The 24,669-nt window shown below is 66.7% G+C and carries 19 protein-coding genes; 7 read left to right on the top strand and 12 right to left on the bottom strand.

What is annotated here, in order from left to right:
- Window positions 1–65: 65 nt before the first annotated feature.
- On the top strand, window positions 66–449 hold the full coding sequence (gene copC / locus HDC29_RS10375; RefSeq protein ID WP_179496876.1) for a copper homeostasis periplasmic binding protein CopC: 384 nt from the start codon (window positions 66–68) through the stop codon (window positions 447–449).
- A 173-nt stretch (window positions 450–622) separates the two neighbouring features.
- On the opposite strand, the gene HDC29_RS10380 is transcribed toward copC, so the two are convergent.
- Both HDC29_RS10380 and HDC29_RS10385 read right to left on the bottom strand, forming a co-directional pair.
- Window positions 623–2,041: an amidase family protein gene (locus HDC29_RS10380; RefSeq protein ID WP_179496877.1), complete on the bottom strand. Its 1,419-nt coding sequence runs from the start codon at window positions 2,039–2,041 to the stop codon at window positions 623–625.
- Window positions 2,038–3,393 (bottom strand): MFS transporter, encoded by a 1,356-nt coding sequence (locus tag HDC29_RS10385; RefSeq protein WP_179496879.1) that lies wholly within the window; start codon window positions 3,391–3,393, stop codon window positions 2,038–2,040. The genes HDC29_RS10380 and HDC29_RS10385 overlap by 4 nt, the downstream gene beginning before the upstream one ends.
- A 131-nt stretch (window positions 3,394–3,524) precedes the next feature.
- Here HDC29_RS10385 and HDC29_RS10390 point away from each other — a divergent pair, with 131 nt between their 5' ends.
- The 3 genes from HDC29_RS10390 to HDC29_RS10400 are packed head-to-tail and all read left to right on the top strand — an operon-like array spanning window position 3,525 to window position 7,325.
- Complete coding sequence (locus HDC29_RS10390; RefSeq protein ID WP_179496881.1) at window positions 3,525–4,397, top strand: alpha/beta hydrolase; 873 nt, start codon at window positions 3,525–3,527, stop codon at window positions 4,395–4,397.
- Window positions 4,398–4,431: 34 nt separating this feature from the next.
- Window positions 4,432–6,657, top strand: a complete 2,226-nt coding sequence (locus HDC29_RS10395; protein WP_257018145.1) for a TonB-dependent receptor — start codon at window positions 4,432–4,434, stop codon at window positions 6,655–6,657.
- Window positions 6,658–6,704: 47 nt separating this feature from the next.
- The gene (locus HDC29_RS10400; RefSeq protein WP_179496883.1) at window positions 6,705–7,325 is read left to right on the top strand and encodes a TetR/AcrR family transcriptional regulator; all 621 of its coding nucleotides are present in this window, start codon (window positions 6,705–6,707) and stop codon (window positions 7,323–7,325) included.
- Window positions 7,326–7,403: 78 nt separating this feature from the next.
- On the opposite strand, the gene HDC29_RS10405 is transcribed toward HDC29_RS10400, so the two are convergent.
- Window positions 7,404–7,853 (bottom strand): nuclear transport factor 2 family protein, encoded by a 450-nt coding sequence (locus HDC29_RS10405; RefSeq protein WP_179496885.1) that lies wholly within the window; start codon window positions 7,851–7,853, stop codon window positions 7,404–7,406.
- 335 nt (window positions 7,854–8,188) lie between these two features.
- On the opposite strand from HDC29_RS10405, the gene HDC29_RS10410 reads away from it, so the two are divergent.
- A complete protein-coding gene (locus HDC29_RS10410) occupies window positions 8,189–10,372 on the top strand; it encodes a calcium-binding protein (RefSeq protein WP_179496887.1) in 2,184 nt (727 codons plus the stop codon).
- A 25-nt stretch (window positions 10,373–10,397) separates the two neighbouring features.
- Here HDC29_RS10410 and HDC29_RS19405 read toward each other — a convergent pair whose 3' ends face one another.
- On the bottom strand, window positions 10,398–15,209 hold the full coding sequence (locus tag HDC29_RS19405; RefSeq protein ID WP_179496889.1) for a calcium-binding protein: 4,812 nt from the start codon (window positions 15,207–15,209) through the stop codon (window positions 10,398–10,400).
- 286 nt (window positions 15,210–15,495) lie between these two features.
- Between HDC29_RS19405 and HDC29_RS10420 the strand changes: the two genes are divergently transcribed.
- Window positions 15,496–17,610, top strand: coding sequence for a type I secretion system permease/ATPase (locus HDC29_RS10420; protein ID WP_373562782.1), 2,115 nt, complete (start codon window positions 15,496–15,498; stop codon window positions 17,608–17,610).
- Window positions 17,607–19,001 carry an HlyD family type I secretion periplasmic adaptor subunit gene (locus tag HDC29_RS10425; protein ID WP_179496891.1) on the top strand — a complete coding sequence of 465 codons (1,395 nt, stop codon included), beginning with the start codon at window positions 17,607–17,609 and terminating at the stop codon, window positions 18,999–19,001. The genes HDC29_RS10420 and HDC29_RS10425 overlap by 4 nt, the downstream gene beginning before the upstream one ends.
- A 170-nt stretch (window positions 19,002–19,171) precedes the next feature.
- Here HDC29_RS10425 and HDC29_RS10430 read toward each other — a convergent pair whose 3' ends face one another.
- The 8 genes from HDC29_RS10430 to trbK-alt all read right to left on the bottom strand — a co-directional run bounded on the left by HDC29_RS10430 (window position 19,172) and on the right by trbK-alt (window position 24,669).
- Entirely contained in the window at window positions 19,172–19,486 is a 315-nt protein-coding gene (locus tag HDC29_RS10430; RefSeq protein ID WP_218844318.1) for a TonB-dependent receptor, read from the bottom strand.
- 445 nt (window positions 19,487–19,931) lie between these two features.
- A complete protein-coding gene (locus tag HDC29_RS19110) occupies window positions 19,932–20,162 on the bottom strand; it encodes a helix-turn-helix domain-containing protein (RefSeq protein WP_179496893.1) in 231 nt (76 codons plus the stop codon).
- Window positions 20,163–20,184: 22 nt separating this feature from the next.
- Complete coding sequence (locus HDC29_RS10440) at window positions 20,185–20,406, bottom strand: DUF2274 domain-containing protein (protein ID WP_179496895.1); 222 nt, start codon at window positions 20,404–20,406, stop codon at window positions 20,185–20,187.
- Window positions 20,403–21,611, bottom strand: coding sequence for a TrbI/VirB10 family protein (locus tag HDC29_RS10445; RefSeq protein WP_179496897.1), 1,209 nt, complete (start codon window positions 21,609–21,611; stop codon window positions 20,403–20,405). Before HDC29_RS10445 ends, HDC29_RS10440 begins: the two co-directional genes overlap by 4 nt.
- Window positions 21,608–22,456, bottom strand: a complete 849-nt coding sequence (gene trbG / locus HDC29_RS10450) for a P-type conjugative transfer protein TrbG (protein ID WP_179496898.1) — start codon at window positions 22,454–22,456, stop codon at window positions 21,608–21,610. The genes HDC29_RS10445 and trbG overlap by 4 nt, the downstream gene beginning before the upstream one ends.
- Window positions 22,453–23,136, bottom strand: coding sequence for a conjugal transfer protein TrbF (trbF, locus tag HDC29_RS10455; RefSeq protein ID WP_179496900.1), 684 nt, complete (start codon window positions 23,134–23,136; stop codon window positions 22,453–22,455). Before trbF ends, trbG begins: the two co-directional genes overlap by 4 nt.
- A 4-nt stretch (window positions 23,137–23,140) precedes the next feature.
- On the bottom strand, window positions 23,141–24,421 hold the full coding sequence (gene trbL, locus HDC29_RS10460; protein WP_179496902.1) for a P-type conjugative transfer protein TrbL: 1,281 nt from the start codon (window positions 24,419–24,421) through the stop codon (window positions 23,141–23,143).
- A complete protein-coding gene (gene trbK-alt / locus HDC29_RS10465) occupies window positions 24,418–24,669 on the bottom strand; it encodes a putative entry exclusion protein TrbK-alt (RefSeq protein WP_179496904.1) in 252 nt (83 codons plus the stop codon). The genes trbL and trbK-alt overlap by 4 nt, the downstream gene beginning before the upstream one ends.

Consider the following 24,669-nt stretch of genomic DNA (forward strand, 5'->3'; position numbering starts at 1 on the left):
AGATTTTCCAAGGGGCGGTTTGCAGATTTGCGTATTAGCAGGACAGACCCGAAAATGGAGCATTTATGATCAAGTCCCTCCTCCCTGCTGCGACCGCCGTCCTGACGCTGCTTCTCGCCTCGACGCCGGCCAGCGCGCACGCCAAGCTCGTCGGGTCCACACCCGCCGCGAACGCAACGGTTTCGAAGGTCACCTCGATCGCACTGAGGTTCAACGAAAAGGTCATTGCGTCGACCGTCAAGGCAGAGGTGGTGATGACGGGAATGCCCGGCATGGCCAATCATGCCCCGATGAAAATCCCCGCGACGCCGATGATGGGCAAGGACGGGAAGTCGATGACGCTTGCGGTTAAGCGCGCGCTCGTCCCCGGCACCTACAAGGTAAAATGGGCGGCGGCGGGCGCCGATACGCACCGTATGGGAAGCGAGTTCAGCTTTACCGTAAAATAGGGCCATGGCCGACCTTATTTTGATCGGCATCAGGTTCGCGCTCTTTGCGAATCTGATGCCGATTGTGGGACTTGCCGCGTTTATCCTCTATGCGCTTGACGGCAATCGGTCGGCACGATGACATCGGCAGCACCCGTGGCGTCGCTTTGCGGACGTTCCCGAAAAAAGCGCCGTCACCGGGCCCCGGCCCAGATCGGGGGGATATGGCGGTGCCATTCGATCGCGGCTTCGAGCTGATAGCCGAGCGCGAGCAACAGGTCTTCGCCGCCGGGGCGCGTCGCGAACTGGACGCCGACGGGAAGCCCGTTGTCGCTGAATCCCATCGGGAGGCTGATCGCCGGCGAGCCCGCGAAATTGTCGATCCAGCAATAGCCCGCATAATCGATGAGCGCGTCCTTCTGGTCGTCCCATGCAACATCGGGCCCGAAGACGCCGATACGCGGAATCTCCGTGCTGAGTGTCGGCGTCATCCAGACATCAATCTGTTCGAGCCGGTCGAGATAGGCGGCGACGACGCCCTCGATCGTCGTCCATGCCGACGCGAATTGCTCATCGCTTATCGCCGCGCCCGCCGCGATCAGCGTCGCCGACCGATGCTCGAGGTCTTCGGCTTTGACCTCGATGCCGATCGCTTGTGAAAGCATCCCCAGCCGGCGGCAGAACATGCCTTCGGTGATCGTGCCGAGGAGCTCCATCGCGCGCGCGCCGTCAAAGGGGACGTCGGCATCCGAAACCCGGTGGCCGAGCCGGCCGAGCAATGCGATCGCCTCGCCCAAAACCCGCTGGACGCTGGCGTCGGGCAGTTCGCCGGTCCGCATCACCCGGCTATAGGCATGGATGCGAAGGCGGCGATCGACCGGCGATGTCACCAACGGAACCGGCGGCAGACAGCTCGGGTCGCGCGTCTGCGTCGCCTCGATCCAGGCCGCGGTGTCGCGCACCGTGCGGCTGACGCAGCCGTTCACCGTCAGGTCGGCGATCGACCGGAATGTTTCTTCGCCGGCATTGCGCCCGCGCGACGGCTTGAGGCCGACGAGGCCGCAAGGCGCGGCACCGTGGCGGATCGATCCGAGCCCGTCGCTCGCGTGCGCGATCGGGACCACCCCGGCGGCAACCGCCGCCGCCCCGCCGCCCGAAGATCCGCCTGGCGTATAATCGGGGTTCCACGGGTTGCGCGTCGGACCGAGCAAGGGCGATTCCGTGACCGCGTTGAGCCCCAGTTCGGGCATTGCCGAGCGCGCGATCGAGATCAGCCCCGTACTCGCGAGAGCCCGCGTGTAAGGCGCGTCGTCGGGCGCGATGAAATCGCGCAGCGCGGCCGAGCCGAAGCTCGCGGGGATCCCCTTTTCGGGGAGCATGTCCTTGATCAGCGTCGGGACCCCGGCGAGCGGGCCGGATCGGGACTCCCCCGCCTGGCTGCGCGCGCGCTCGAAGGTCGGCCAGGCGATGAAGTTGAGCTGCGGGTTGACCGCTTCGGCGCGCTCGATCGCCTGTTCGACCAGCGCGGACGCGGTGACGCGACCGGACGCCATCGCCTCGCGCATGGCGGTCATGTCCGCAGGCGCGGGGCCGGTCGATAGCGTCGTCGTCATGAGAAATCCTTCGAAAGCTGAGGCCGGATCGCCCGCAGAGTAGCGGCATAGGGGCCGGGTGCGAATGCCATCAGTATCGCCGAGACGATCAGCGACGGCAGGCTGACGATCGTGATGGCGTAGAGCATGCCGCGCGGCCCCGCGATCAGCCCGGAGATCGAGCCGACCGCCAGCGGCGACACGGCGAGCGCCAGCGCGTTGACGATGCCGAGCAGCGCCAGAACGCGCGAACGCAGGTGCGGCGGCGCCAGATTCTGCAGCACGCCGGGCATCAGCGAGGAGGCGGCGATACCCAGCGCGCCCTGCACCGCCGCGATGCCATAGGCCTGAAACGCCGAGGTCGCGAACGGCAGGAAAGCGGCGGGCAGCGGGGTCAGCGCGACGAAAATCGCGGCCGCCCTGACCGGGTCGAGACCGGCATCCGTCCGGCGCAGCCTGAGCATCAGCGGGGCGAGCAGCACGCCGACGATCGTCGCGATCGTGATCGCGGTGCCCAGCCCGACCCCGACCGTCGCAGGATCGATCCCGAAGGCGCGCGGCAGCGCCAGCGGAAACCACATCAGCCCCGACGTCATCGCGACGGCCATCGCGAAAATCGACCCGAAGATGCAGGCGAGCGTGCGCCAATGCGCGGTCGCATAGGGTATGAAATCGCGGGAACCCGCGTCATCGGTCGCGATCGGCGTTGCCGTTTCGCTCCCTTGACGACCGAGCGGCATGGTCAGGACGAGGAGGAAGAAGATCGGCCCCGGCAGCGCGATCAGCATCATCGCGAGGCGCCAGCTGTCGATACCGGCCAGCCAGCCGGGGAGACTGCCATGCGCGCCCGCCAGCCATTGCAGCATCGCGCCCCCCAGCGCCATGCCAAGTCCGGCACCGAGCAGCGAGCCGCCGTAGAAGATGAAGTTCGCGGTGTTGCGCTGTCGTTCGTGAAAGAGATCGGGGATCAGGGCAAAGACGATCGGGGCGAGACCTGCCTCGCCGATCGCGATCCCGATCGTTGCGGCGAACAGGCCGCCGAAGCTGTCCTGAAAGGCGAAGAGCGCGGTCGCGAGCGACCAGCAGGCGACGCCGAGCGCGAGGAGGAGGCGGCGCCCGAACCGGTCGGCGAGCCAGCCCATCGGATAGCTCGCAATGCTGGCGAAGACCGCCATGCCGAGCCCCTGCAACATGCCGAGCTGCAAGTCGGAAAAGCCGAGCGACGTCTGCAGCGCCGGCGCAATCAGACTGAGCATCTGGCGCACGACGAAGGCGAAGAGCGTCGTCATCAGCAGCACGCCGAGCCCGTACCACGCCCATGCGGCGGCATGGCGCGCTTCGCCTTTGCCCGCCCTTGGCATTCCGATTTCCATATCGCTCTCCTCGAGCCGGTTTCGCGGTCTATAATAAACAAGTTGACTTTATTGTAAATGGGGCAGATGAGTCGCATCGACGAAAAGAGGCTGGCAGCGTCAGGCGCCAGCCTTCTGTCGGGAGACGATCGATGCCCTTTTCGGTGCGTGCCGCCCTCGAGCAATTCACCCTCCCCCATCCTTCGGGCGAGGGCGCGCTGACGGTCAGCGTCGCACCGCCGGCGGGGCCCATGCCCGACAGCGGCGTTCCCGTCCTCTATGTCGTCGATGGCGACCTGCTGTTCGGCATGGCGGCCGAAATCGCGCGCGCGGTATCGAGCGTCGCCGCCTTTCCCGCCCATTATGTGGTCGGTATCGGTTATGACGCTGCCTATGCCGATTTCCTGAAGCTCCGCACAGCGGACCTCACCCCGCCGATCGGGGTCGAAGCGCTGGAAAAGCTGGGTGGACTCGCCGCGGCGATCGGCGGCGACCGGAACGGCGGCGCCGACGCGTTCCTCGCCTTCCTGACGGACACGCTGCGCCCCGAAATCGCAGCGCGTTACCCCAAGGCGGCGGAGGGGCCGCAAATATTGTTCGGCCATTCGCTCGGCGGGCTGTTCGCCGCGCACGCATTATTGACCCGGCCCGACAGCTTCGCCGTCTTCATCGCGAGCAGCCCGTCACTCTGGTGGAACGGCTTCGCGATCCTTGGCGAACTGCCTGCTTTCGGGGAGCGGCTCGCCGCCCTGCCCCGCCAGCCGCGCGTGTTCGTCGATGTCGGCGCCAAAGAGCAGGAGCTGCCGACCAGCGTGCCCGACGGCATCGCGGTGACGCTGGAGGAAGCGCAGGCGCAAATCCGCGCCGCGCGCATGGTCGATGCCGCTCGCGAGTTCGCCGATTCACTCCGCGACGCAGGCCTGGCCGAGCTCAGCCATATCGCCTTCGCCGGGGATGACCATGTCTCGGCCGCGCCCGCCGCGATCCTGCACGGCATGCGCTTCGCGCTCGGCCACGGCCGCTGAAACGAAAAGCGAAAATCTGATGAGGGGACTGACAATGCGACTTCCGACCAAGGCCCTGAGCGGCACGGCCCTTACTCTCGCTCTCGCCTCGCCCGGCGTGGTGTGGGCGCAAGACGGCGAAACGGGCTTTGGCGACGAGATTGTCGTGACCGCCCAGAAGCGATCGCAGACGCTGATCGACGTGCCGCAATCGGTGTCGGTCGTGTCAGGCGCGACGCTCGAACAGCAGGGCGCGACCAGCTTCGCCGATTACCTCAAGAATGTCCCGAGCCTGCAGCTCGTCCAGGGCACGCCGGGTCAGGGGCGGCTCGTGCTGCGCGGCATCAACACGGGCGGGGTCGCCTCGACGGTCGCCGTCTATGTCGACGAGACGCCCTTCGGATCGAGCACCGGCCTTGCCAACGGGTCCGAACTCGCGGGCGATTTCGACAGCTTCGACATCGCGCGGATCGAAGTGCTGCGCGGCCCGCAGGGCACGCTCTATGGCGCCAGCTCGCTGGGCGGCCTGCTCAAATTCGTGACCAACGAACCCTCGACCTCTGCCTTCGAGGCAAAGGCGCTCGGCGGGGTCGAATTCACCGACGGCGGCGACGTTTCCTATCGCGGCGCCGCGATGATCAATGTCCCGCTCGGCGAGACGTTGGCGTTTCGCGCCTCGGGCTCGTACCGCAAGCAGGGCGGCTATATCGACTCGATCGGCACCGCGGGATCGAACGTCCACAGCAACATCAACGATTTCGAAAATTACGGCGGCCGCGCCTCGCTGATCTGGAAACCCGACGCCAATCTCGACGTTCGGCTCAGCGCGCTCGTCCAGAATCTCCATGTCGACGCGCCGAGCATCGTCGAGGCTGACCCGGCGACGCTGAAGCCGCTCTATGATGGCCTTACCCAGTCCGAATATCTGCCGACCTTCAGCAATGTGAAATACCGGCTCTATAACGGCACCATCGACTATGATTTCGGCGACGTCACGCTGACCTCGGCTACGAGCCATGGCGAACAACTCCAGTCGTTCCGCGCCGATTATACCGCCAATCTGATCGGTGTTCTCGGCGCCTATGTCTATTTCGACCAGCAGACCGAGAATCGCAAATGGACGCAGGAACTGCGCCTCGCGTCGAATGGCGGCGATTTCCTCGAATGGATGGTCGGCGGCTATTACACCCGCGAAAAGGCGCGGATCTTCCAGAATCTGAAAACCGCCGTGCCCGGCACGCCCGGCGTCCTGACCCCGATCGACCTGCCCTTTGACTATGCGGTGTTCAATCTCGATTCGCGCTATGAGGAGATCGCGGGCTTCGCCAACGCGACGCTGCACCTGTCGCCCTGGTTCGACGTCGATCTCGGCGGCCGGTACAGCCACAACAGCCAGCACGCCGAGCAGGCGACCGACGGCGTTCTGCTGGGCACCGCGCTGATCGACGGCCTGCGCTCTTCGGACGACGTCTTCACCTGGTCGGTCGCGCCCAAGGTCAAGTTCGGCAGCCAGGCATCGCTCTATGCGCGCGTCGCCAAGGGCTATCGCCCCGGCGGCCCGAACGTGATCCCGATCGGGTCGCCGGCGGGCACGCCGACGACCTTCGAGCCCGATACCGTCACCAGCTATGAAATCGGCTTCAAGGGCGACACCGCCGACCGCAGCGCCTCGATCGAGGCGTCGCTCTATCATATCGACTGGAACGACATCCAGTTCGCGGCGGTGGTCAACGGCTTCGGCGTCAATGTGAACGGGACGAGCGCCAAGGTCGACGGCGCCGAAGTCGTCGCCACGCTGCGTCCGACGCGGGGCTTAACAACCTCGATCGGCTTGACCTTCACCGACGCGAGACTCGGCGGCGACACCGACCCGATCGCTGTTGGCGCGGTCAAGGGCGACCGCCTGCCCTTCACGCCCAAATATGCCGTCAACCTCAACGCCGACTATCAGTGGGATCTGGGATCGAACGTCACCGCGTCCATCGGCGGCTCGATCCGGTCGCTCTCGCGGCAGAGCGGCAGCTTCGACCCCGCCTATCGCGCGGCCTATGGCCATTTCGCGCGGGTGAGCGCCTATGAGGCCATCGACCTGCGCGCCGGTCTCGACTTCGGCCGCTATTCGCTCAGCGCCTATGCCAATAACCTGACGGGCAGCGGGGGGATCACCTCGACGCAGGCCTTGCTGGGCGTCGCGGGAGTGCCAAGGAACGCCAACGGCGCACTCGGCACGGGCGTCGTCCGGCCGCGAACGATCGGGGTCAATGCGACCGTGGCATTTTGAGGCGCTCGCTTATCGGCGGCGCGACAGCTATCGCAGATGACCAAGGCATGACGACAACCGCGACCCGACCCCGCCGCAGCCAGGCCGACCGCAGCGCCGCCACGCGTGCCAAGGTGCTCGCGGCGGCGCGCGACGTGCTCTGCTCGCAGGGCTATTCGGGGGCTACGATGCTCGCGATCCGCGATGCCGCGGGGATGAGCCTCGGCGCCATCCAGCACCAATTCCCGACGAAAGCCAAGCTGATGGCCGCGGTCGCCGCCGAATTCGCGGCCTATCGCACGCGCGTTTACGCCGAGGCCATCCGGGCCGGCGCCACGCCCCGGCAGTCGATGGAAAATCTGATCGACGCCAATTATCAGATGGTCAGCCGGCCCGAAATGGCTGCGGTGCTCGAAATCCATCTCGCCCGGCGCAACGATCCCGACCTCGATCAGGAGGTCGGCCCAAGCGCGCGGCGCTTTGACCGCAGGGTCCGCTTATGGGGTCATATGATCCTGCGGGCGGCGGGGATCGATAACGACCAGGCCTATCAGACGCTTCAACTGCTCAACAACGCCGTGACGCGCGGCTTGACGGTCGAATATATTCGCAATCCGGACATGGCGCTGATCGAGCGATCGGTCGCGATCTGGAAACGCCAGATGCTCGAACTGGTTTTCGGCAATTGAGACAGCCCGAAGCGGCCGTGTGTGGACGGCCCGGCGTGCGTTGCCATCCCCCGCATGGCCGAACGATCGTCGCCGGCGTCAGTCGCGCTCGACACGAATACGGCTGAGCCGCGTCCGGGCGATCAGCCAGCGTCCGCTCGCCTTGCGATAACAGTCGTGATAATGACCGAAACCATGGCGCGAGCGACCGGCAAGATCGCTTCCCTCGCCCGCCCAGAAATGGTCGTCCATCGCCCAGATGCCCTCCGCGTCGCGTGCGCCGGTGAAGCGGATTTCAAAGCTGTGGACATGATGGACCGTGGTGGCATTCTCGAGCGCCGAGGCGACCCCCGCGACAAAGGCGTCGGCGCCGGTGGTCAACAACTGCTCGTCAAGCTCGCCGCCCGGCATCTCGCGAAAGTCGCCGACCATGTCGTCGGTCAGCAGGCTGCGCAGCAACGCCCAGTCCTTGGTATCGAGCGCGCGCAGATAACGCGCCTTGAGCAGCCGGATTTCTTCGATTGCGGCGAGATTGACGGCTTCGGTCATGTTTTCCCTCTCCAGGACGGCGGCTCGACAGGCCGTGAAACGCTGCCCGACATCGGAGCGGAGCGGGCACGAATCTTCAAGTGGATATTTGTGCTGGGACCGCGGACCGGGGGCTTTTGCGATCGAAAGCGCAAAAACAGATCATGCCGCTTTCGGGGAGGCTGCCGCAGCAAATTTCCCTGCAGGCAGAAAGCCTTGCCTCCAGCCGGACCCCGCGACGGCCCATCGTAATAACCCCACCGATGATCAGCATAATGCTGGCCTAACCATACCGCAGTGCAGCATGATGGCTTGGCCGAGGTTAACCTCGCCGCAACAACAAGGGGTCGATCGCCATGCCAAGCCTGTACATCTCACCTGCCGGATCCGGGGACAAAAGCGGCAGCGACATCAACAATGCAGCGTCGATCGGTTCGCTCAACACGCTGATCGGAAGGGCGGGACCAGGAGGCGAGGTGCTGATGCTGGCCGACCAGGGCGACTATAATGTCACCGGCATCCTCGGCATCACCCGCGGCGGGGCGGAGGGCGAGCCGGTAGTGGTGCGCGGCATCGATTCCGGCGGCAATGCCATGGCGGCGCAGTTCACCGGTTCGCGCCCGGTCGACTGGCAGGCGGGCGACGCTTCCGGCAACGAATTGTTCAAGCTCGGCTCAGGCGCCGACAATCTCGTATTCCGCGACTTGCAGATCGACAATGTCGGCACGGCCTTCCGCGTCACCGCCGATCTCGCCAATCTCCATATCGAGGATGTCGACGCGAAGAATGTTCGCCGCTTCTTCGAGGATTATGCCAGCGCGCCTTCGGCTACCGCGACGATAACCGGGCTGACGATCCGCGATGTAGACGTGGAGGGATTCTCGAGGGTGGCGATCCGCCTCCAGTACGACACCAACAATGTGGTCATCGACAATGTGACGGCGGACATGGCGGGGCAGACGGGCGACGACCTGCCCGCGGGCGTTCATCTCGACGGCACCGTCCATAACGTCACGCTCAGCCAGGTGGTGATGGAGAATGTCCAGAGCACGGCCGGCGCCTATTTCAACGGCGACGGCTTCGCGACCGAGCGCGGCGTCCATGACGTGCGCTTGATCGACACCGCCGCACGCGGCAACAGCGACGGCGGCTATGACCTCAAGTCGAGCGGCACCCTTGTCGTCCGCGCGCTCAGCGAGGAAAATGGCCGCAACTACCGGCTCTGGGGGGAGGCGACGCTGATCGACTCGGTCGGCCTGAACCCGGTACTGCGCGGCGGCATCTCCGAACAGAACCAGCTCTGGCTCGACGACTCCGCAGACGTCACGGTGATCGGAGGCCGCTTCGATGATGCCGGTTCGCGCACCAAGGTGATCTCCTCGCAGGGGCGGCTCACCCTGCAGGGCGTCGAGATCACCCTGTCCGAACTCGCCACGCTCGCCACCCGCGATTCGTTTCCCGGCCTCAGCGGCATCGAGACGATCCGCGAAACGCTGACCGTCGATCGGGGCGACGCTTCACCCGGCGCGACCGACTTTATCGCGCTGCTTCCCCTGCCCGCCACCGCCACCGCGGATGAGCTGCTTGGCACTGCCGGTGACGATATTTTCCTTGTCGACGACACCGGCGACCGAATCGCCGAAGCCGCAGACGCCGGGTTCGACCGGGTCGAAACGACACTCGATGGCTATACGCTCGCGGGCAATGTCGAGGGATTGATTCGCCGCGGCGCCGCCGATTTCACCGGCAACGGCAATGCGCTCGCCAATGCGATGATCGGTGGCGCGGGCAGCGACACGCTGGGCGGCCTCGGCGGCAATGACGACATCGCCGGCAACTCGGGCGACGACTGGCTCGTGGGCGGCAATGGCGAAGACCTGCTCCGGGGCCAGTCGGGCGCCGACATGCTGCTCGGCGGCTGGCAGTCGGACATGCTCGCCGGCGGCTCGGGCGCGGACCGGCTGGTCGGCGATCAGGAATGGTTGAGCAGCCAGGGCGCCAACGACCGGCTCGACGGCGGCGACGATGCCGATTTGCTGATTGGCGACGCGACCAACATCTATGGCAACGGGAAGGGCGGCGGCGACCGGCTGGCTGGTGGCGCGGGCAACGACATTCTGATCGGCGACGGCGACGTGATGATGGACAGCGCGAGGGGCGGCGCAGACACGCTGGAGGGCGGCGACGGCAATGACTGGCTCTATGGCGACGGTCGGGAGTCGGCCGCGGATGTGGCGGGCGGCGCCGACAAGCTCTATGGCGGCGACGGCGCCGATCACCTGATCGGCGGCGGCGGCGCCGACATGTTAGCGGGTGGCGCCGGTGCCGACTGGTTCGTCTTCGCGCCCGGCTCCGGTGCCGACGAGATCAGCGATTTCACCTCGGGCGCGGATCATATCGACCTCAGCGCCTTCGATATCGCCTATGAACAGCTCGGTTTCATGGCGAGCGCGGACGGGGTCCGCATCACCATGGGCCCGGACAGCATCTTCGTCCGCGGTGCGCAGGCGTTTTCGCCCGCTGATTTCGTCTTCGGCTAATACCCGCCCGCCGGCCGGGAGCGGGTCAGCCGAAGACGAAGTCCGTCTGATCGAGCGCGGTCGCACCGCGCACGAAGATCGTGTCGGTGCCGCCTAACTGGATCGTCACGCCCGCGCTGCTCGTGGTGAAGCGCAGCGCCTCATAGGCGATGTCGAAGGCGCTGAGGTCGATCCGGTCGGCCTCGCCGCCGCCGCGGGTAAAATCGCTGATCTCGTCGGCACCCGAGCCGGGCGCGAAGACGAAGCGATCGCTCCCGCCGCCGCCGGTCAGCTTGTCCGCCCCGCCGCGCGCCCCGACCGCCATATTCACCGCATCACCGTACAACACATCGTTGCCCAGCCCGCCAATCAGCGTGTCCGCGCCGCCGATCCCGCTCGCCGTCATGCTCATTCCGTCGCCGACCAGCATATCGTCGCCGTCGCCGCCGTCGAGATGGTCCCTGGCCGCGAGGGACGAGATCCATTCGGTGTCGCCGACCAGCAGGTCGTCACCCGCCCCGCCGTACAGCTTGTCCGTTTGCTGGCCGCCGTAAAGCGCGTCGCCGTCATCCTCGCCGTAAAGCATATCTTCGTTCTTGCCGCCGTCGAGTTGGTCGGATCCGGCGCCTCCCCGCAGCGTATCGTTGCCGTCGTCGCCCGCGAGCGTGTCGTCGCCATCACCGCCCGTCAGCACATTGGCGCCGGTGCTGCCCAGCAGCACATCAGCAAACGCCGAACCCTGCGCATTCTCGATACTGACCAACTTGTCGCCCATGGCATCGCCCCCGGTCGCAGTCTGCGCCCGCAGGTTGACGAGCACGCCGCCGAGCGAACCGGCGTATTCCACACTATCCGATCCCGCGCCCCCGTCGAGCAGATCGCCGCCCGCCCCGCCGCGCAGCACGTCCGCGCCATCTCCGCCGGCCAGCCGATCCTCGCCGCCGCTTCCGACGATGAAATTGTCGAGCGTATTGCCGGTCATCGTCGCGCCGATCGTGCCGGTATAGACCAGCTCCTCGACATGGGCGCCGAGCGTGTAGCTGCTCGCCGCGGTGCGGATGCGGTCGCGTCCCTCCCCCGCCGCCTCGATCACCTGGTCGCCGGCCTCATAGACGACATAGAGGTCGTTTCCGGCGCCACCGCGCAGCAAGTCGTTGCCGCTGCCGCCATCGAGCTGATCGTCGCCCGCGCCGCCGACCAGCAGGTCGCCGCCGCCACGCCCATAGAGGATGTCGCCGGCCAGCGGATCGTCGCTGCCGGTGATACTGTCGGAATAGTTGGAGCCGATCACGATCTCGATGCCGACCAGCCGGTCTCCCTCGGCCTCGCCGCCGTGATTGACGTTGGTGACAAGGTTCACCGTGATCGCGGCGGACTTGGTATAATCGACCTGATCGCGTCCCGCACCGCCGTCGAGCAGGTCCGCGCCCGCGCCGCCCACCAGCTTGTCGTCGCCGTCGAGCCCATAAAGCGCGTCGTCCGCCGCCTTGCCATAGAGGCTGTTGTCTAGCGCGTTGCCGGTGCCGGAGAAGCCGCCGCTACCGACATAGCTCAGGTCCTCGACCCCGTCGGCAAGCGTCAGCGAGGACAGGGTCGTGCGCACGATATCGACCCCGCCGCCAACCGCCTCGGCCACCTGGTCGCCGGCGTTGTCGACCACATAGGAGTCGTTGCCCTCACCGCCGATCATCACATCGGCGCCCGCCCCGCCGTCGAGCGCGTCGTTGCCGCCGCCGCCCTCGATCCGGTTGATATTGGCATCGCCCGTCAACGTGTCGGCGAAGGCACTGCCCACCAGCCCCTCGATTCCGGAAATGCTGTCACCCTGTGCATCTCCGCCCGACAGGATGCTGGTCGCGAGGTTGACCTTCACGCCCGCGGCGCTGCCCGCGTAGACCGCTATGTCGAAGCCGCCCGCGCCGTCCAGCCGATCGCCCGCCGCGCCGCCGACCAGTATCTGATCCGCCCCGTCGCCGACGATCGTATCGGCAAAGCTGGTGCCGATGAACCGCTCGACGCCGTCGAACCGGTCGCCCTCGGCATCGCCGCCGCTGCTCGCGCCGGTCTGGAGGTTGATCGAGACGGCACCCGCATTGGCGCTGTAGTCGACCGTATCGATGCCTTCACCGCCGATCATCATATCGGCGCCCGCACCGCCCTGAAGCAGATCGTCGCCGCCGCGCCCGTCGAGCCGATCCGCGCCCGCACCGCCGTACAGCGCCTCGTCGCCCCCCACGCCCGCCAGCACATCGTCGAAGGCCGAGCCGACCAGCGCCTCGATACTCGTCAGCCGGTCGCCCGCTGCATCGCCGGTACCGCCCTGCACCGACAGGGCAAGGTCGACCTGCACCGCCGTCGCCGAGCCCGAATAATCGGCCGTATCAAGGCCATCGCGCCCATCGATCACGTCCGCGCCCTGACCGCCGAGCAGCAGGTTGCCGCCCGCGTCGCCGTTCAACACATCGTCGAACGCCGAGCCGATCAGGCCCTCGATCGCGACGAGCGTCACCTCGCCCGAAGCCGTGCCCGCCGCAAGATCCGCCGTCACTGTGCCCGCGGCGGCCGAAAAGTCGGCAACGTCCGAGCCCGCACCGCCGTCGAGCCGGTCCGCCCCGCCGTTGCCCGCCAGCCGGTCGTCCCCGCCGCCGCCCGACAACATATTGACCGCGCCATCGCCGACCAGCACGTCGCCAAACCCACTACCGACCAGATTCTCGATCCCCGTCAGCACATCGCCCTCGGCATCGCCGTCGCTGCCCGCGCCGCCCAGCACGGCGTTCACCGCCCCGGCGCTCGCCGAATAATCGGCGGTGTCAGTCCCGGCGCCGCCAGTCAGCCGGTCCGCGCCAGCGCCGCCAATCAGCACATTGTCAAAACCGTCGCCGGTCAGCACATCGCCGAAGCGCGAGCCGATCAACCGCTCGACCCCTTGCAGCCGGTCGCCCTGAGCATCGCTGCCGCTTCCGGTGCCCGCGGCAAGGTCTACGGTGACTGCCCCCCCGCTGGCAGAATAATCCGCGCTGTCGATCCCGGCGCCACCGATCAGCATGTCGGCACCCGCGCCGCCGACCAGCAGGTCGTCGCCGCCGCGACCGTCGATCCGGTCGTCGCCCGCGCCGCCGCCGATCCAGTCCGCGCCTTCATTGCCCGACAGCATATCGCCAAAGCCCGAGCCCTCGACTCCTTCGATCCCGATCAGCCGGTCGCCCGCCGCCTCACCGCCACTCGCCGCGCCATTGGCGAGATCGACAACCACGCCCGCGCTGCTGCTGCCATAATCCACCCGATCGATACCAGCGCCGCCGTCGAGCAAGTCCGCACCCGCACCGCCGTCGAGCAGGTCATCGCCGGCACCGCCCGAAAGCGCGTCGTCGCCCGCGCCGCCGAACAGCCGGTTCGCGCCCGCGTCGCCTGCAAGGACGTCGGCGAAGGCCGAGCCCTCGACATCCTCGAACCCGTCGAACAGGTCGCCCGCGGCATCGCCGCCGCTGGCGGAGAGCCGCAGCAGGTCGACCCGCACCGCAGCATCGCTGCCGGCGTAGCTGAGCAGATCGCGCCCGGCGCCGCCGACCAATATGTCCGCGCCCGAACCGCCGGTCAGCACGTCGTCGCCGGCATTGCCGACCATCATGTCATCGCCGGCACCGCCGATCAGCAAATCGACGCCCGCCGTGCCGCCGATCAAGTCGTCTCCGGCCGTCCCCGCCGCGACCACCGCCCGCTGCCCGTCCAGCGTCAGCACCGATCCCGTGCCCTTCTTCCAGGTCAGCGTGCCCGCACCGGTGGCAAGGCCATAGTCCTGCACGGTCAGCGCGCCATTCCTTTCGGCGAGGTTGAACAAAGTCGGCGAGCCGGGATCGGAGAAAAACGCCCCGTCGATCGTCGCATTGGCGCCCTCGGCCAGCCAGATATGTTCGCGATTGCCGCCGGCGAGTGGTGCGCCCGCGTCGAGGCTGACGATATTGCTGAGCTGCGCGCCCGTGCCCCACAGCCGGATGTTGCGACCATTGCCCGAGACGATCGCGCCGTCGACCACGATGTTATCGCTCTTGAGGTCGAGCCCGCCATCACTGTTGCCGGTGGCGATCACATCGCGCAGCGTGATGTCATAGGTGCCGCGTTCGGTCGCGAAGCCGTCGCCGTTGCGATAATCATTCACCGTGTCGAGCGCGTTGCGCATGGCGACGCGGTCGATCGTCACGTCGTGCGCGGTGCCGGTGATATGGACGCCGATCGCGAAATTGTCGCCGTCCTGAAACTGGCTGTCGCCGCGCACATCCTCGATCAGCACATTGTTGCTATCGTACTGGATCCGGATCGCGCCCTTCGAATAGCCGTCCACCGCGACGTCGCGGATGGTGAGCCCGCTGATCGTCGCGCTGGCATTGGCCCCCGACACCATATTGTCGAAAAAGCGCGAGACGTTCGCGGCATCAACATGTTCGATCGCAAGGTTGCGCACATCCGCGCCCACGCGAAAGGCCGTGCCGACATTCTCGAAGGCCAGATCGCTGAAGCGCAGATTGTTCGCACCGCCGAGCAGGCGGAAGACCTCTTCGCCCGAGGGGTTGGCCGGGTCGAAGGGCTCGGGCCGCGTGCCGGCAATCGTCGCCGCCATCGCATTGCCCGCGCTGTCGACCCCGCGGATCGTCACGGGCGCGCTCGCCGTCCCTCCTGCGACGATCGCCAGCGGCCCGGTCGGCGCACTATAGCCTCCCTGATCGGCGAGCAGCAGCACCTGCCCGCCCGGCCCCGCCGCCGCGATCAGCTGCGGCAGGTCCTCGATCGTCGCGGCGTTCGCGGCGCTCGAACCGTCGCCCGAACCGCTGCCGGTCGGTGAGATGTAAAGGGTGGGCATGGCAGGGCTCCCGTCATAAGCCTGAAAACATACCCCCCACTTGATCGCGACCAGACAGCCCGCGACGGCATCGGGGTCAACCATATGCTGCACCTGCGAACGCCGAATTGCCCCTTTGCTCCGACGACCGGAGCGGCGGCGCCTTCGCTCGCCAGGCTTTGGCGGCTACCAAGGTTCGTGCCGGACGATTTACCTTGCCGCACCCCGCAGATTGTCGACGCCTGAAGAACCCGATCGGAGACCCACCGTGCAGCAGGACCTGTCCCTCGGGACATCGGAGGCGCCCGTGGATAGCGGGCTCGTCGCCTTCGCCCAGATTCTCGCGATGCACCGCATTGTCGCGGACCCGGCCGAACTGCGCCACAGCCTGGGCCATTCCGATCCGGTCACGGCATCCGATCTGGTACGCCTGGCCAAGCGCATCGAGGGCGTCCGCGCCCGCGCCTCGACCGCCGATTTCGAACGGTTGAGGCGCCTCCCCATGCCGGTATTGGCCAGCGGCGCGGAGGGCTGGTTCGTCATCGGCCGCGTCGGCGAGGATGCCGTCGCGGTCCAGCGTCCCGGCGCCGCGATCGAGCGCTGGGACCGCGCCGCGCTGGAAGCCCGCTGGTCGGGGGCGCTGCTGCTCGTCGCCACGCGCGATTCCGCGCAGGTTGCCGCGCCCGCCTTTGACATAACCTGGTTCGTCCCCCAGATCGTCAAATATCGAAAGCTGATCGGCGAAGTGCTGCTGATCACCCTCGCGCTCAACCTGCTCGGCCTCGCCGCGCCGCTCTTCTTCCAGAATGTCGTCGACAAGGTGCTGGCGCACAACAGCCTGGCAACGCTGCAGGTGCTCAGTATCGGGCTCGTGCTGGTTTCGCTCTGGGAAGTCGCGTTCGGCTGGCTGCGCACCCGTCTCTATTCGGAGACAAGCCAGAAATTGGATGTCGAGCTGGGCAGCCGCCTTTTCCGTCACCTGCTCCGCCTGCCGCTCGCCTATTTCGAAAATCGCCGCGTCGGCGACACCGTGACCCGCGTCCGCGAGCTGGAGACGGTGCGCGAATTCATGACCAATGCTTCGCTCACCGTGCTGGTCGATCCGCTGTTCACGATCGTCTTCCTCGTCGCGATGTGGCTCTATTCACCGCTCCTTTTCGTGATCGTAGCGCTCACCCTCCCGGCCTATGTGATCGTCTCGCTGCTCGTCACCGGCCCCTTGCGCCGCCGGCTCGACGAGAAGTTCGCGCGCGGCGCCGCCAACAACGCGCTACTCGTCGAGAGCGTCTCGGGCATGCAGACGCTCAAGGCCGCCGCGGTCGAGCCGCAATGGCAGGACCGCTGGGAACGCCAGCTCGCCGCGTACAGCGCCGCCAACCAGCGCGTGATCAACCTCGGCAATTCGGGCAGCCAGGCGGTCCAGCTCATCTCCAAGCTCAGCCTCGCCGCGATCCTGTTCTTCGGCGCGCAGCAGGTGATCGCCGGCGCGCTGACCATCGGCGGGCTGGTCGCGTTCAACATGTTCGCCCAGCGCGTCTCCGGCCCGGTCATCCGCATGGCGCAGCTCTGGCAGGATTTCCAGCAGGTCCGCCTCTCGGTTCAGCGGATGGGCGACATCCTCAACACCGGTGCGGAGCCCGGCGCAGGATCGCGTACCGCCTTGCCTGCGCTCGCCGGCCATGTCCGCTTCGAGAATGTCCGCTTCCGTTATGCCGCCGACGGCCCCTGGACATTGGACGACATCAGCCTCGACCTGCCCGCCGGCGCCACGCTCGGCATCGCCGGCGCCTCGGGCTCGGGCAAATCGACGCTCACCAAATTGCTCCAGCGCCTCTATCTGCCCGCAAGTGGCCGGGTGCTGGTCGACGGCGTCGATATTGCCCAGATCGACCCCGCGTGGCTGCGCCGTCAGATCGGCGTGGTGTTGCAGGAAAATATCCTGTTCAACCGCTCGATCCGGGAGAATATCGCGCTCGCCGATCCCGTCACCCCGATCGAGCGGGTGATGACCGCCGCCCGCCTCGCCGGCGCGCACGACTTCATCCTGGAGCTGCCCCGCGGCTATGACACGATCGTCGAGGAGCGCGGCGTCAACTTCTCGGGCGGGCAGCGCCAGCGCCTCGCCATCGCCCGCGCGCTGATCACCAATCCGCCCATCCTGATCCTCGACGAGGCAACGTCGGCGCTCGATGCCGAAAGCGAGGAGATCGTCCAGCGCAATCTCAAGGCGATCGCTGCCGGCCGCACCGTGCTGATCATCGCGCACCGCCTCTCTGCGATCCGCCAGTGCGACCGCATCCTGACGCTCGACAAGGGGCGCATCGTCGAGAGCGGCACGCATGACGAGCTGCTCAAGCTCGGCGGCCGCTATGCCGCGCTCCATCACCGCCAGATCGGCGTTCAGGCGGGAGCGGCGGCATGAATGCGCTCACGCGTCACTGGACCGCCGTTCGCGACGCGCTCGACAATGAACGTGCGCGGTCGCGCCAGGTTTTGCGCACCGAGGAGGCCGACTTCCTGCCCGCCGCGCTCGAAGTGGTCGAGCGGCCCGTGTCGCCGACCGCGCGGGTCACTGCCTGGCTGTTGCTCGGCCTGCTCGCAGCCGCGCTGCTCTGGTTGGTGCTTGGCCGGGTCGACGTCGTCGCCTCCGCACCGGGCAAGCTGGTCCCCGCCGACGACGTCAAGCTGATCCAGCCCGGCGCGGCGGGAATCGTCCACGCCATATTGGTACGCGACGGCCAGCGCGTCCGCGCCGGCCAACCTCTGGTCGAGCTCGATCCCACCGTCTCGGATGCCGACGCGGCGCAAGCCGGCAAGGCGCTGGAAACCGCGGTGCTCGACGCGGCGCGGCTGCGCGCCATACTGTCGGCACTCGACGGTAGGGGTCTGCGCTTCACCCCGCCCGCCGGAACTGCGGCCGACGTAGCCGACACCCAGATCGCGCTCGCCCGCGCCCAGCTCGCCGAGATCCGGGCGGGTAGCCAGACGCGTGCGGCCGACACCGAATCCGCCCGCGCCGCCCGCGCCGAGGCGGAAATACAGGCGGCCAAGCTCAGCGAGACGCTCCCGCTGCTCGACGAGCAGATCGCCGCCAACGAAAAACTGCTCGAAAAGGGTTATGTCTCGAAGCTGCGCGTGATCGAGATGCGCCGCCAGCGCCTCGTCGCCGCGCGCGATCGCGACGCCGCCCTCGCCACCGCGCGCAAGGCGGAGGCGCAGATCGGCGTGGCCGGCGGCAATTCGAGCCAGTCTATCGCCGAGGCGCGCGCCCGCATCCTCGCCGATCTTGCCAAGGCCGAGAGCGACGCGCGGCTACGCAAGGAGGAGCTGACCAAGGCAACGAAACGCAGCAGCCTCCAGCGCCTCGTCAGCCCCGTTGACGGAACGGTCACGCAACTGGCCGTCCACACCGTCGGCGGCGTGGTCGAGGCCGCCAAGCCGATCATGGTGATCGTGCCCGCGCGCGGGAAGCTGATCGCCGAAGTGGCGATCGCCAACAAGGATGTCGGCTTCGTCCGCGCCGGCCAACCGGTCGCACTCAAGGTCGAGGCCTTTTCCTTCACGCGCTACGGCGCGGTGCCGGGCAGGCTCGAGCAGATCAGCTCGGACGCGGTGCAGGACGAGACGCGCGGACTGATCTATACCGCGCGGGTAGCGCTGGACCGGGCAACGATCCGGGGGGACGGTGCGACAATCCCCCTGACCCCCGGCATGGCGGTCACCGCCGACATCCGCACCGGTCGCCGTTCGCTCGCCTCCTACCTGCTGAGCCCGATCGACGAGATCCGCGCGACGGCGGCGCGGGAGCGCTAAATGCCATCTCCCCGTTAGGGAGCGGGGCTGCCGCGCAATTCCTGCTTTGCAAAGTTCCGCGACAAGCTGTTCGTCTTCGGCAGGTTTCAAAGCACGAGCGTCTGGCCGAAATCGGAATGGCATAGGGGAGCGAAACCCGCTCTCACTTCCATCGGATCATATACTCGGCGTCAGAAGGAATGGCGCATGCCAAAGGCGATGCTGCGGCCGCGCAGCGGTGACTGGTCCTTCACGAATGACGTGTGGGAAAATGCCAGTTCGTCGAGCAAGTTGGTGCCGCGCACATAAAATTCCACCCTCCTCGTGCCACCGAGATCGAAGCGATAGCTGAGTGTGGCGTTCAGCATGTCATAGCCGTTCGTGCGCGTCTCGTAGGACGCAAATTTATCCTGCCCGAACGTGCGATAATATTCGAGTTCGCCCGCCAGGGGTCCAGCGCTGTGCTCGTAACGCGCGCCCAGCCGTCCCGGCGGAATGCGCGGCAAATTGTCGTCTTCGCGCGATGAAATCTAAGCGTTGTCATAACATTACCCCTTCATGGCCAAGGGCCCGTCAAATAATAATATGTTATGCCGTCAAGTCATAATTGATGCTTTGGAGCAGAGGGTCGCGACCGTCATACCGCAGATGGACATGGGCGTTTGGGCACGCGAATCATCCGGAAGCCGCCCAATAATCGGCCTTCTGTGGATGCTCTCGGTCTGATGGGGTGGCCCCCTGGTGGACAGGGCTTCCGCCCCAAAAATCCAATAAAATGCCAAAATCTAAGAGAAAACATGGGATTTTCTAAACTACATCCCACGCGTTCTCCCACACCGGTTGTCCGATACCAGTTCGGCTATTCGTTACACTCGCATGGACAAGCATGGATTGTCTATAAAAAAATGGGCCTCAATTGCGACCCGTGCAACGAATATTATACTTCCCCGACTATTCCGATTTGATGCGCCTGCTGTCCACAAAACGACGGAGGCTGTCGACCGGGATGAGCGTGACGCTGCCAACCTTCGCCGTATCAAGGTCGCCCGACCTTATGAGGTTGTAGATTGTCGACCGACTTAGCCCGGTCAGCTTTACCGCCGTTGGTATCCTGACGCTCACCGGCTCGACCGGAAGATAGGCCGGGCACGGGAGTTTCTCGGGCGTCGAATAGGGCTTCACGACGATTTCATCCGCGCGCCGGCTATCGCTTCCTCAGCCGGGCAAACCCCCGGTCGGTCGCGATGAACCTTTCGAGCATCGGGGCGATCAGCCGCTCGGGCGGAAGCGCCGCCGCCAGCCCTGTCTCTCGCGCATGCAGCTCGGCATATTCCGATAGCTGGGCGTGGAGGATGCTCGACAATTCCAGTGTGATCTTGACTGGCTTTTCCTCGACGATCGGCCCGAGACGAAGACCCTGGCTCATCGCCCCACTCCGTCGGCGGGTTCGAGGATGAGATCCCGCGTGACGAGCACTCGAAGAGGGAAGCCCGGCCGCACCGTCAGCGTCGGCGGAATTCGCAATTGGCGATCGACGAGCCGCTGCCCTACTTCGCTGACACCATCCTGCGGGCCGCGCCGGAGCGCGCGAACCAGACGATCATCGTCCCCCGAGCCGATCTCCGCGCCGGCACCGAGCAGCGATGTCACGAGCGCCGCGCGGATCATATGCCCCCAGTGATTGTCGGTGCGATCGGACAAGCCAGCCATTCCGCGAGCATCGGCGCCCGGCAGGCGTTCGAGCGAGACCGATCGGCCGTCGGCAAAAAGCAGCCGGTCCCAGCCGAGCAGCACCCGGTTCTGACCGGCGGCCACTTCACTGTCATATTCCCCGATCAGCCTTGCACCTTGCGGGATCAGGAGAATGCGGCCTGTCGGGCTGTCATAGACATTCTCGGTAACCTGGGCGATCACCTGCCCCGGCAAATCCGACTGGATACCCGTCACCATCGCCGCGGGGATGACGCTTCCGGCCTGCAACAGATAGGGAGAACTCGCCGCACGGATGGGTGCCGTGCTTTCCTCCGCCCTGTCGCCGGCTGCCATGAAAGACCGACGTCCGGCTGTTGGCGCGGAGTCGGTTGGATTGCCCTGCCCCGCTGCCGAGGGCTCGATTTCAGCGTCAAGAGCCGGCCCGCGCGAAGCCGCGCCGCCCGCCAGAAAGAGCCGGCTCGCATTCGCACTTTCCCTCTCCTCTCGCGCACGATCTCGCGCATCGAGGGCGGGATCGGGTGCGCGCGCCTGGCCAGGTGGAGGCGGCACGGGCGGCAATTGGCCCTCCTGCTGCGCCGACAGGATGGGACGACCAAGATCGCCGGGTAGTGGCGGCCCGAGTTTCGGAATAGCGCCATAATCGGCTGGCGCGCCGGTGACCGTGTCGGGCTTGTTGGTCCCTTCGGCGACATACAGATTCTCGGGTGCTTTCTTGTCCGCAGGTTGCAAGGCCCAGAGCAGCGCCCCGCCGATCGCCGTTCCCGCGAGGGCGCCGGCGATCGCGAGCGTCTTTCGCGACAGGCGCATCACGGAGGGCGGCTCGCCGCGCAATCGAAAGGGGTCCGACTTCGCCAACGAGGCCTCTACCGGCTCCGGCAGCCTGTCGTCCGCCACGGGCTGCTCTTCTGCCGCGCTCATGTCCGGTCCCCGCGGATCGGCGCGGTGCGCTCGATGCGGACGGCCTTCGCCCGCTTGCCCGCACCGAGCCGGAGTTCGCTACGTTCGAACAGGCGGTCGACGATCAGATATCGTCCGCGGACGCGGTAATTGACGAGCTCTGCCTGTTTCGATGCGCCGATCACGAAGAGCGGCGGCATTTCCGACGTCGCAACATCCGCGCCGAATTCGATGAAGACTTGCCGCCCGTCGTCGAAGGCTCGAACCGGCCGCCAGGCCGTGCGGTCGCCCGATATCCGGTAACGGAAATCGAGCGACGCGAGTTGGATGCTGTCGGCGACGGGCGCGGCGGCATCGGCTGCCGCGGCCGCTTTTTCGAGCGCGATAAGCTCGTCCGCCGGATAGGTCCAGGATACCGACGCCATCCACGCTGCCGCCGTCGCGCGAAGCTCGACATGATAGGTCCGCCTGTCGGTGTTGATGACGAGGTTCGTGGAAATGTCGGATCGCGTTGGTTTCACGAGCAAATGAACGCGGCGCTTCGCGCCTGCTCCGCTCACCGTGTCCCCGATGATCCAGCGGACCGTGTCGCCGGAGGCGACCGGACCGGGACCCACGAGCTGCTCTCCCTCCTGTAGCACGATGTCGGTGACCTGACCGGGCGCGGCATAGACCTGATAGAGTGCGCCATCACTCCAGGGATATTGCTGGATGGCGTTGCGGAAGCCCTGCCGATCGGGCTGTACCCGCGCTTCCGAATTGGCGCGCCCGATCCGGACCTTCGGATCGGCGGGCTCGCCGGCGATCGCGGTGGGGGCGAGCAACGAGAGCAATATGCCGAACGGCACGAGGGGGAGTTTTGTCATTGGCTGAGTTCCTTCGACCAGTTGAGCGCGGAGACGAAGACGCCGAGCGGGTTCTTCCGGAGGGCATCGGGGGTGCGTGGCGGCTGGATCGTGACCGTCACGATCGCGGACCAGCGCGAGGTTTCGAGAAGACTGCCGTCCTGATAGCGGCGCTCGGTCCAGGCGATGCGGAAGCTGTCCTTCGACGCTCGGATGACGCTCGACACGTCGACGGCGACCTGCTGCTTGCCGATCAGCGCAAAGGGATCGTTCGAGCGCGCATAATCATTCAGCGCCTGCGTGCCGCTCGTCGTCGTGAAGTCGTAAGCGCTCAGCCAGTCCTTGCGCAGCACCACTGGGTCGGCGGGGATCGAGCGGACGTGCTCGATGAAGCGGGCGAGGTGGAAGGCGATCTGTGGATCGGTCGGCGAGAACTCGCCATCGGCGGGCGCGACCGCCCTCGCCTCGCCCAGCTTGTCGACCTCGACCACCCAGGGCGTCACGGTCCCGCGCGCCGACTGCCAGACCAGCGCCGAGGCCAGCCCTCCTGAAAGGCACAGACAGCCGAAGAAGGCGAGCCGCCAGTTCTTCGCCTGGACACGCGCGGAGCCGATCCGATCGTCCCAGACCTGCGCGGCGCGCTGAAAAGGCGTTACCGGCTCGGGGCTCTTGCCATAATGATTGCTGGGTCGTCGGAACATCGTCTCAGTCCTTCTGGCTAATGTCGGGAGCGGAACCGGCGCCATGGCTGTCGCCGGCCTTGAGGGTCTGCGATGCGATCGTCGCACCGGAGGTGACCGCCTGGCGCCGCTTCATCGCGGCCGCCCAGGCTGGCGGTCCGTCGGCCGCTGCGCCTGCAGCAGGCGCGGCCGCGGCACCTGCCCGGCCTTCCTCGAAATTCTCGCGCATCTTGCTGCCCGCGGAGCGTAAGGGAGAGCTGGCGCCGCTCGCCGCATCGCGCGCGACGTTCGCGAGACCCGCGCCGAACGCCCGCATTCCGCTCTTTCCGGCTGCGCCCCGGGCATAGGAGGCCGACGCGCCGCCCGCGGCGCGGGAGGCGCCGAGTGCCGTCCGGCCGAGCGCGCTGCTCGCAGCTCCGGCCGCGAGCGTGGCGCCGGCGGCGCCCGCTGCCAAGGTTGCGCCGGCGGCAACCGTCGTCCCCGCCGCGGCGCCGGCTCCGAGCTGAGGCCCGCCCGCCACGATGCCATTCGCGACGCTCGGACCGAAGATGCCGAGCCCGAGCAGCGTCAGCGCGCCGAGCGCGATCGCCATGACCTGGCGAATGTCGGGCTCGGTGCCGAGCCCCGCATCCATGAAGCGCTGGAACAGCGTCGTGCCGATGCCGGTGATGACGGCGAGCACGAGCAATTTGATGCCCGAGGAGATGATGTGCCCGAGAACCCGCTCGGCCATGAAGGCGGTCCGGCCAAAGAAGGCGAAGGGAATGAGGACGAAGCCCGCAAGGGTCACGAGCTTGAATTCGAGGATCGTGACGAAAATCTGCACCGCGAGGATGAAGAAGGCGAGCACGACGATCACCCAGGCGATCAGCAGGATCATGATCTGGACGAAGTTGGTGAAGAGGCCGACGGGTCCAACGAGATCGGCCGACGCGTCGAGGAGCGGCTGCGCCGCGTCGAGCCCGGTCGCCGCGACCATGCCCGGGCGCATGAAGTCGCCGACCGCCATCGCCCCGCCGCTCGCCTTCAGACCAAGCCCCGCGAAGCTTTCGAGCATGATAACGGCGAGCGCCTGGAAGTTGCCGATTATGAAAGCGAATACACCGATGTAGAGCGTCTTCTTCACGAGCCGCTGCAGCACATCCTCGTCGGTCCCCCACGCCCAGAAGAGCGCCGCGATCGTCACGTCGATCACGATCAGCGTCGAGGAAAGGAAGCCGACCTCGCCGCCAAGCAGGCCGAAGCCGCTGTCGATATAGGTCGAGAAGACCGACAGGAAATTGTCGATGACGCCGGTGTCGTTCATGATGCGTCCTTGTCCGAACCGAAGAAGTGACGCCGCTTCGCCTCCCAGGCCGCCGTGCACTCGGGATCGGCGGTGGTGATCGTGCGGCAGCTGCGGAGAATGTCCTCGCGCGATGGAGGTGCGTCCGCTCCGGAGATCGGGGGAGCGGACGCACCGGGCGCGGGCGGGTCGAGCGCAGCGACGAGCAACAGGGTCAGCGCGAACCCTGCAAGGATGGCGCCCAACGCCAGCCGGCCCACCCGGCCCAT

Source organism: Sphingopyxis sp. JAI108, from assembly GCF_013410105.1.
In the GTDB taxonomy this organism is placed as follows: domain Bacteria; phylum Pseudomonadota; class Alphaproteobacteria; order Sphingomonadales; family Sphingomonadaceae; genus Sphingopyxis; species Sphingopyxis chilensis.

Coding starts and splice junctions, on each gene's coding strand:
- copC (WP_179496876.1), top strand. CDS start 66: ATGATCAAGTCCCTCCTCCCTGCTGCGACCGCCGTCCTGACGCTGCTT.
- HDC29_RS10380 (WP_179496877.1), bottom strand. CDS start 2,041: ATGACGACGACGCTATCGACCGGCCCCGCGCCTGCGGACATGACCGCC.
- HDC29_RS10385 (WP_179496879.1), bottom strand. CDS start 3,393: ATGGAAATCGGAATGCCAAGGGCGGGCAAAGGCGAAGCGCGCCATGCC.
- HDC29_RS10390 (WP_179496881.1), top strand. CDS start 3,525: ATGCCCTTTTCGGTGCGTGCCGCCCTCGAGCAATTCACCCTCCCCCAT.
- HDC29_RS10395 (WP_257018145.1), top strand. CDS start 4,432: ATGCGACTTCCGACCAAGGCCCTGAGCGGCACGGCCCTTACTCTCGCT.
- HDC29_RS10400 (WP_179496883.1), top strand. CDS start 6,705: ATGACGACAACCGCGACCCGACCCCGCCGCAGCCAGGCCGACCGCAGC.
- HDC29_RS10405 (WP_179496885.1), bottom strand. CDS start 7,853: ATGACCGAAGCCGTCAATCTCGCCGCAATCGAAGAAATCCGGCTGCTC.
- HDC29_RS10410 (WP_179496887.1), top strand. CDS start 8,189: ATGCCAAGCCTGTACATCTCACCTGCCGGATCCGGGGACAAAAGCGGC.
- HDC29_RS19405 (WP_179496889.1), bottom strand. CDS start 15,209: ATGCCCACCCTTTACATCTCACCGACCGGCAGCGGTTCGGGCGACGGT.
- HDC29_RS10425 (WP_179496891.1), top strand. CDS start 17,607: ATGAATGCGCTCACGCGTCACTGGACCGCCGTTCGCGACGCGCTCGAC.
- HDC29_RS10440 (WP_179496895.1), bottom strand. CDS start 20,406: ATGAGCCAGGGTCTTCGTCTCGGGCCGATCGTCGAGGAAAAGCCAGTC.
- HDC29_RS10445 (WP_179496897.1), bottom strand. CDS start 21,611: ATGAGCGCGGCAGAAGAGCAGCCCGTGGCGGACGACAGGCTGCCGGAG.
- trbG (WP_179496898.1), bottom strand. CDS start 22,456: ATGACAAAACTCCCCCTCGTGCCGTTCGGCATATTGCTCTCGTTGCTC.
- trbF (WP_179496900.1), bottom strand. CDS start 23,136: ATGTTCCGACGACCCAGCAATCATTATGGCAAGAGCCCCGAGCCGGTA.
- trbL (WP_179496902.1), bottom strand. CDS start 24,421: ATGAACGACACCGGCGTCATCGACAATTTCCTGTCGGTCTTCTCGACC.
- trbK-alt (WP_179496904.1), bottom strand. CDS start 24,669: ATGGGCCGGGTGGGCCGGCTGGCGTTGGGCGCCATCCTTGCAGGGTTC.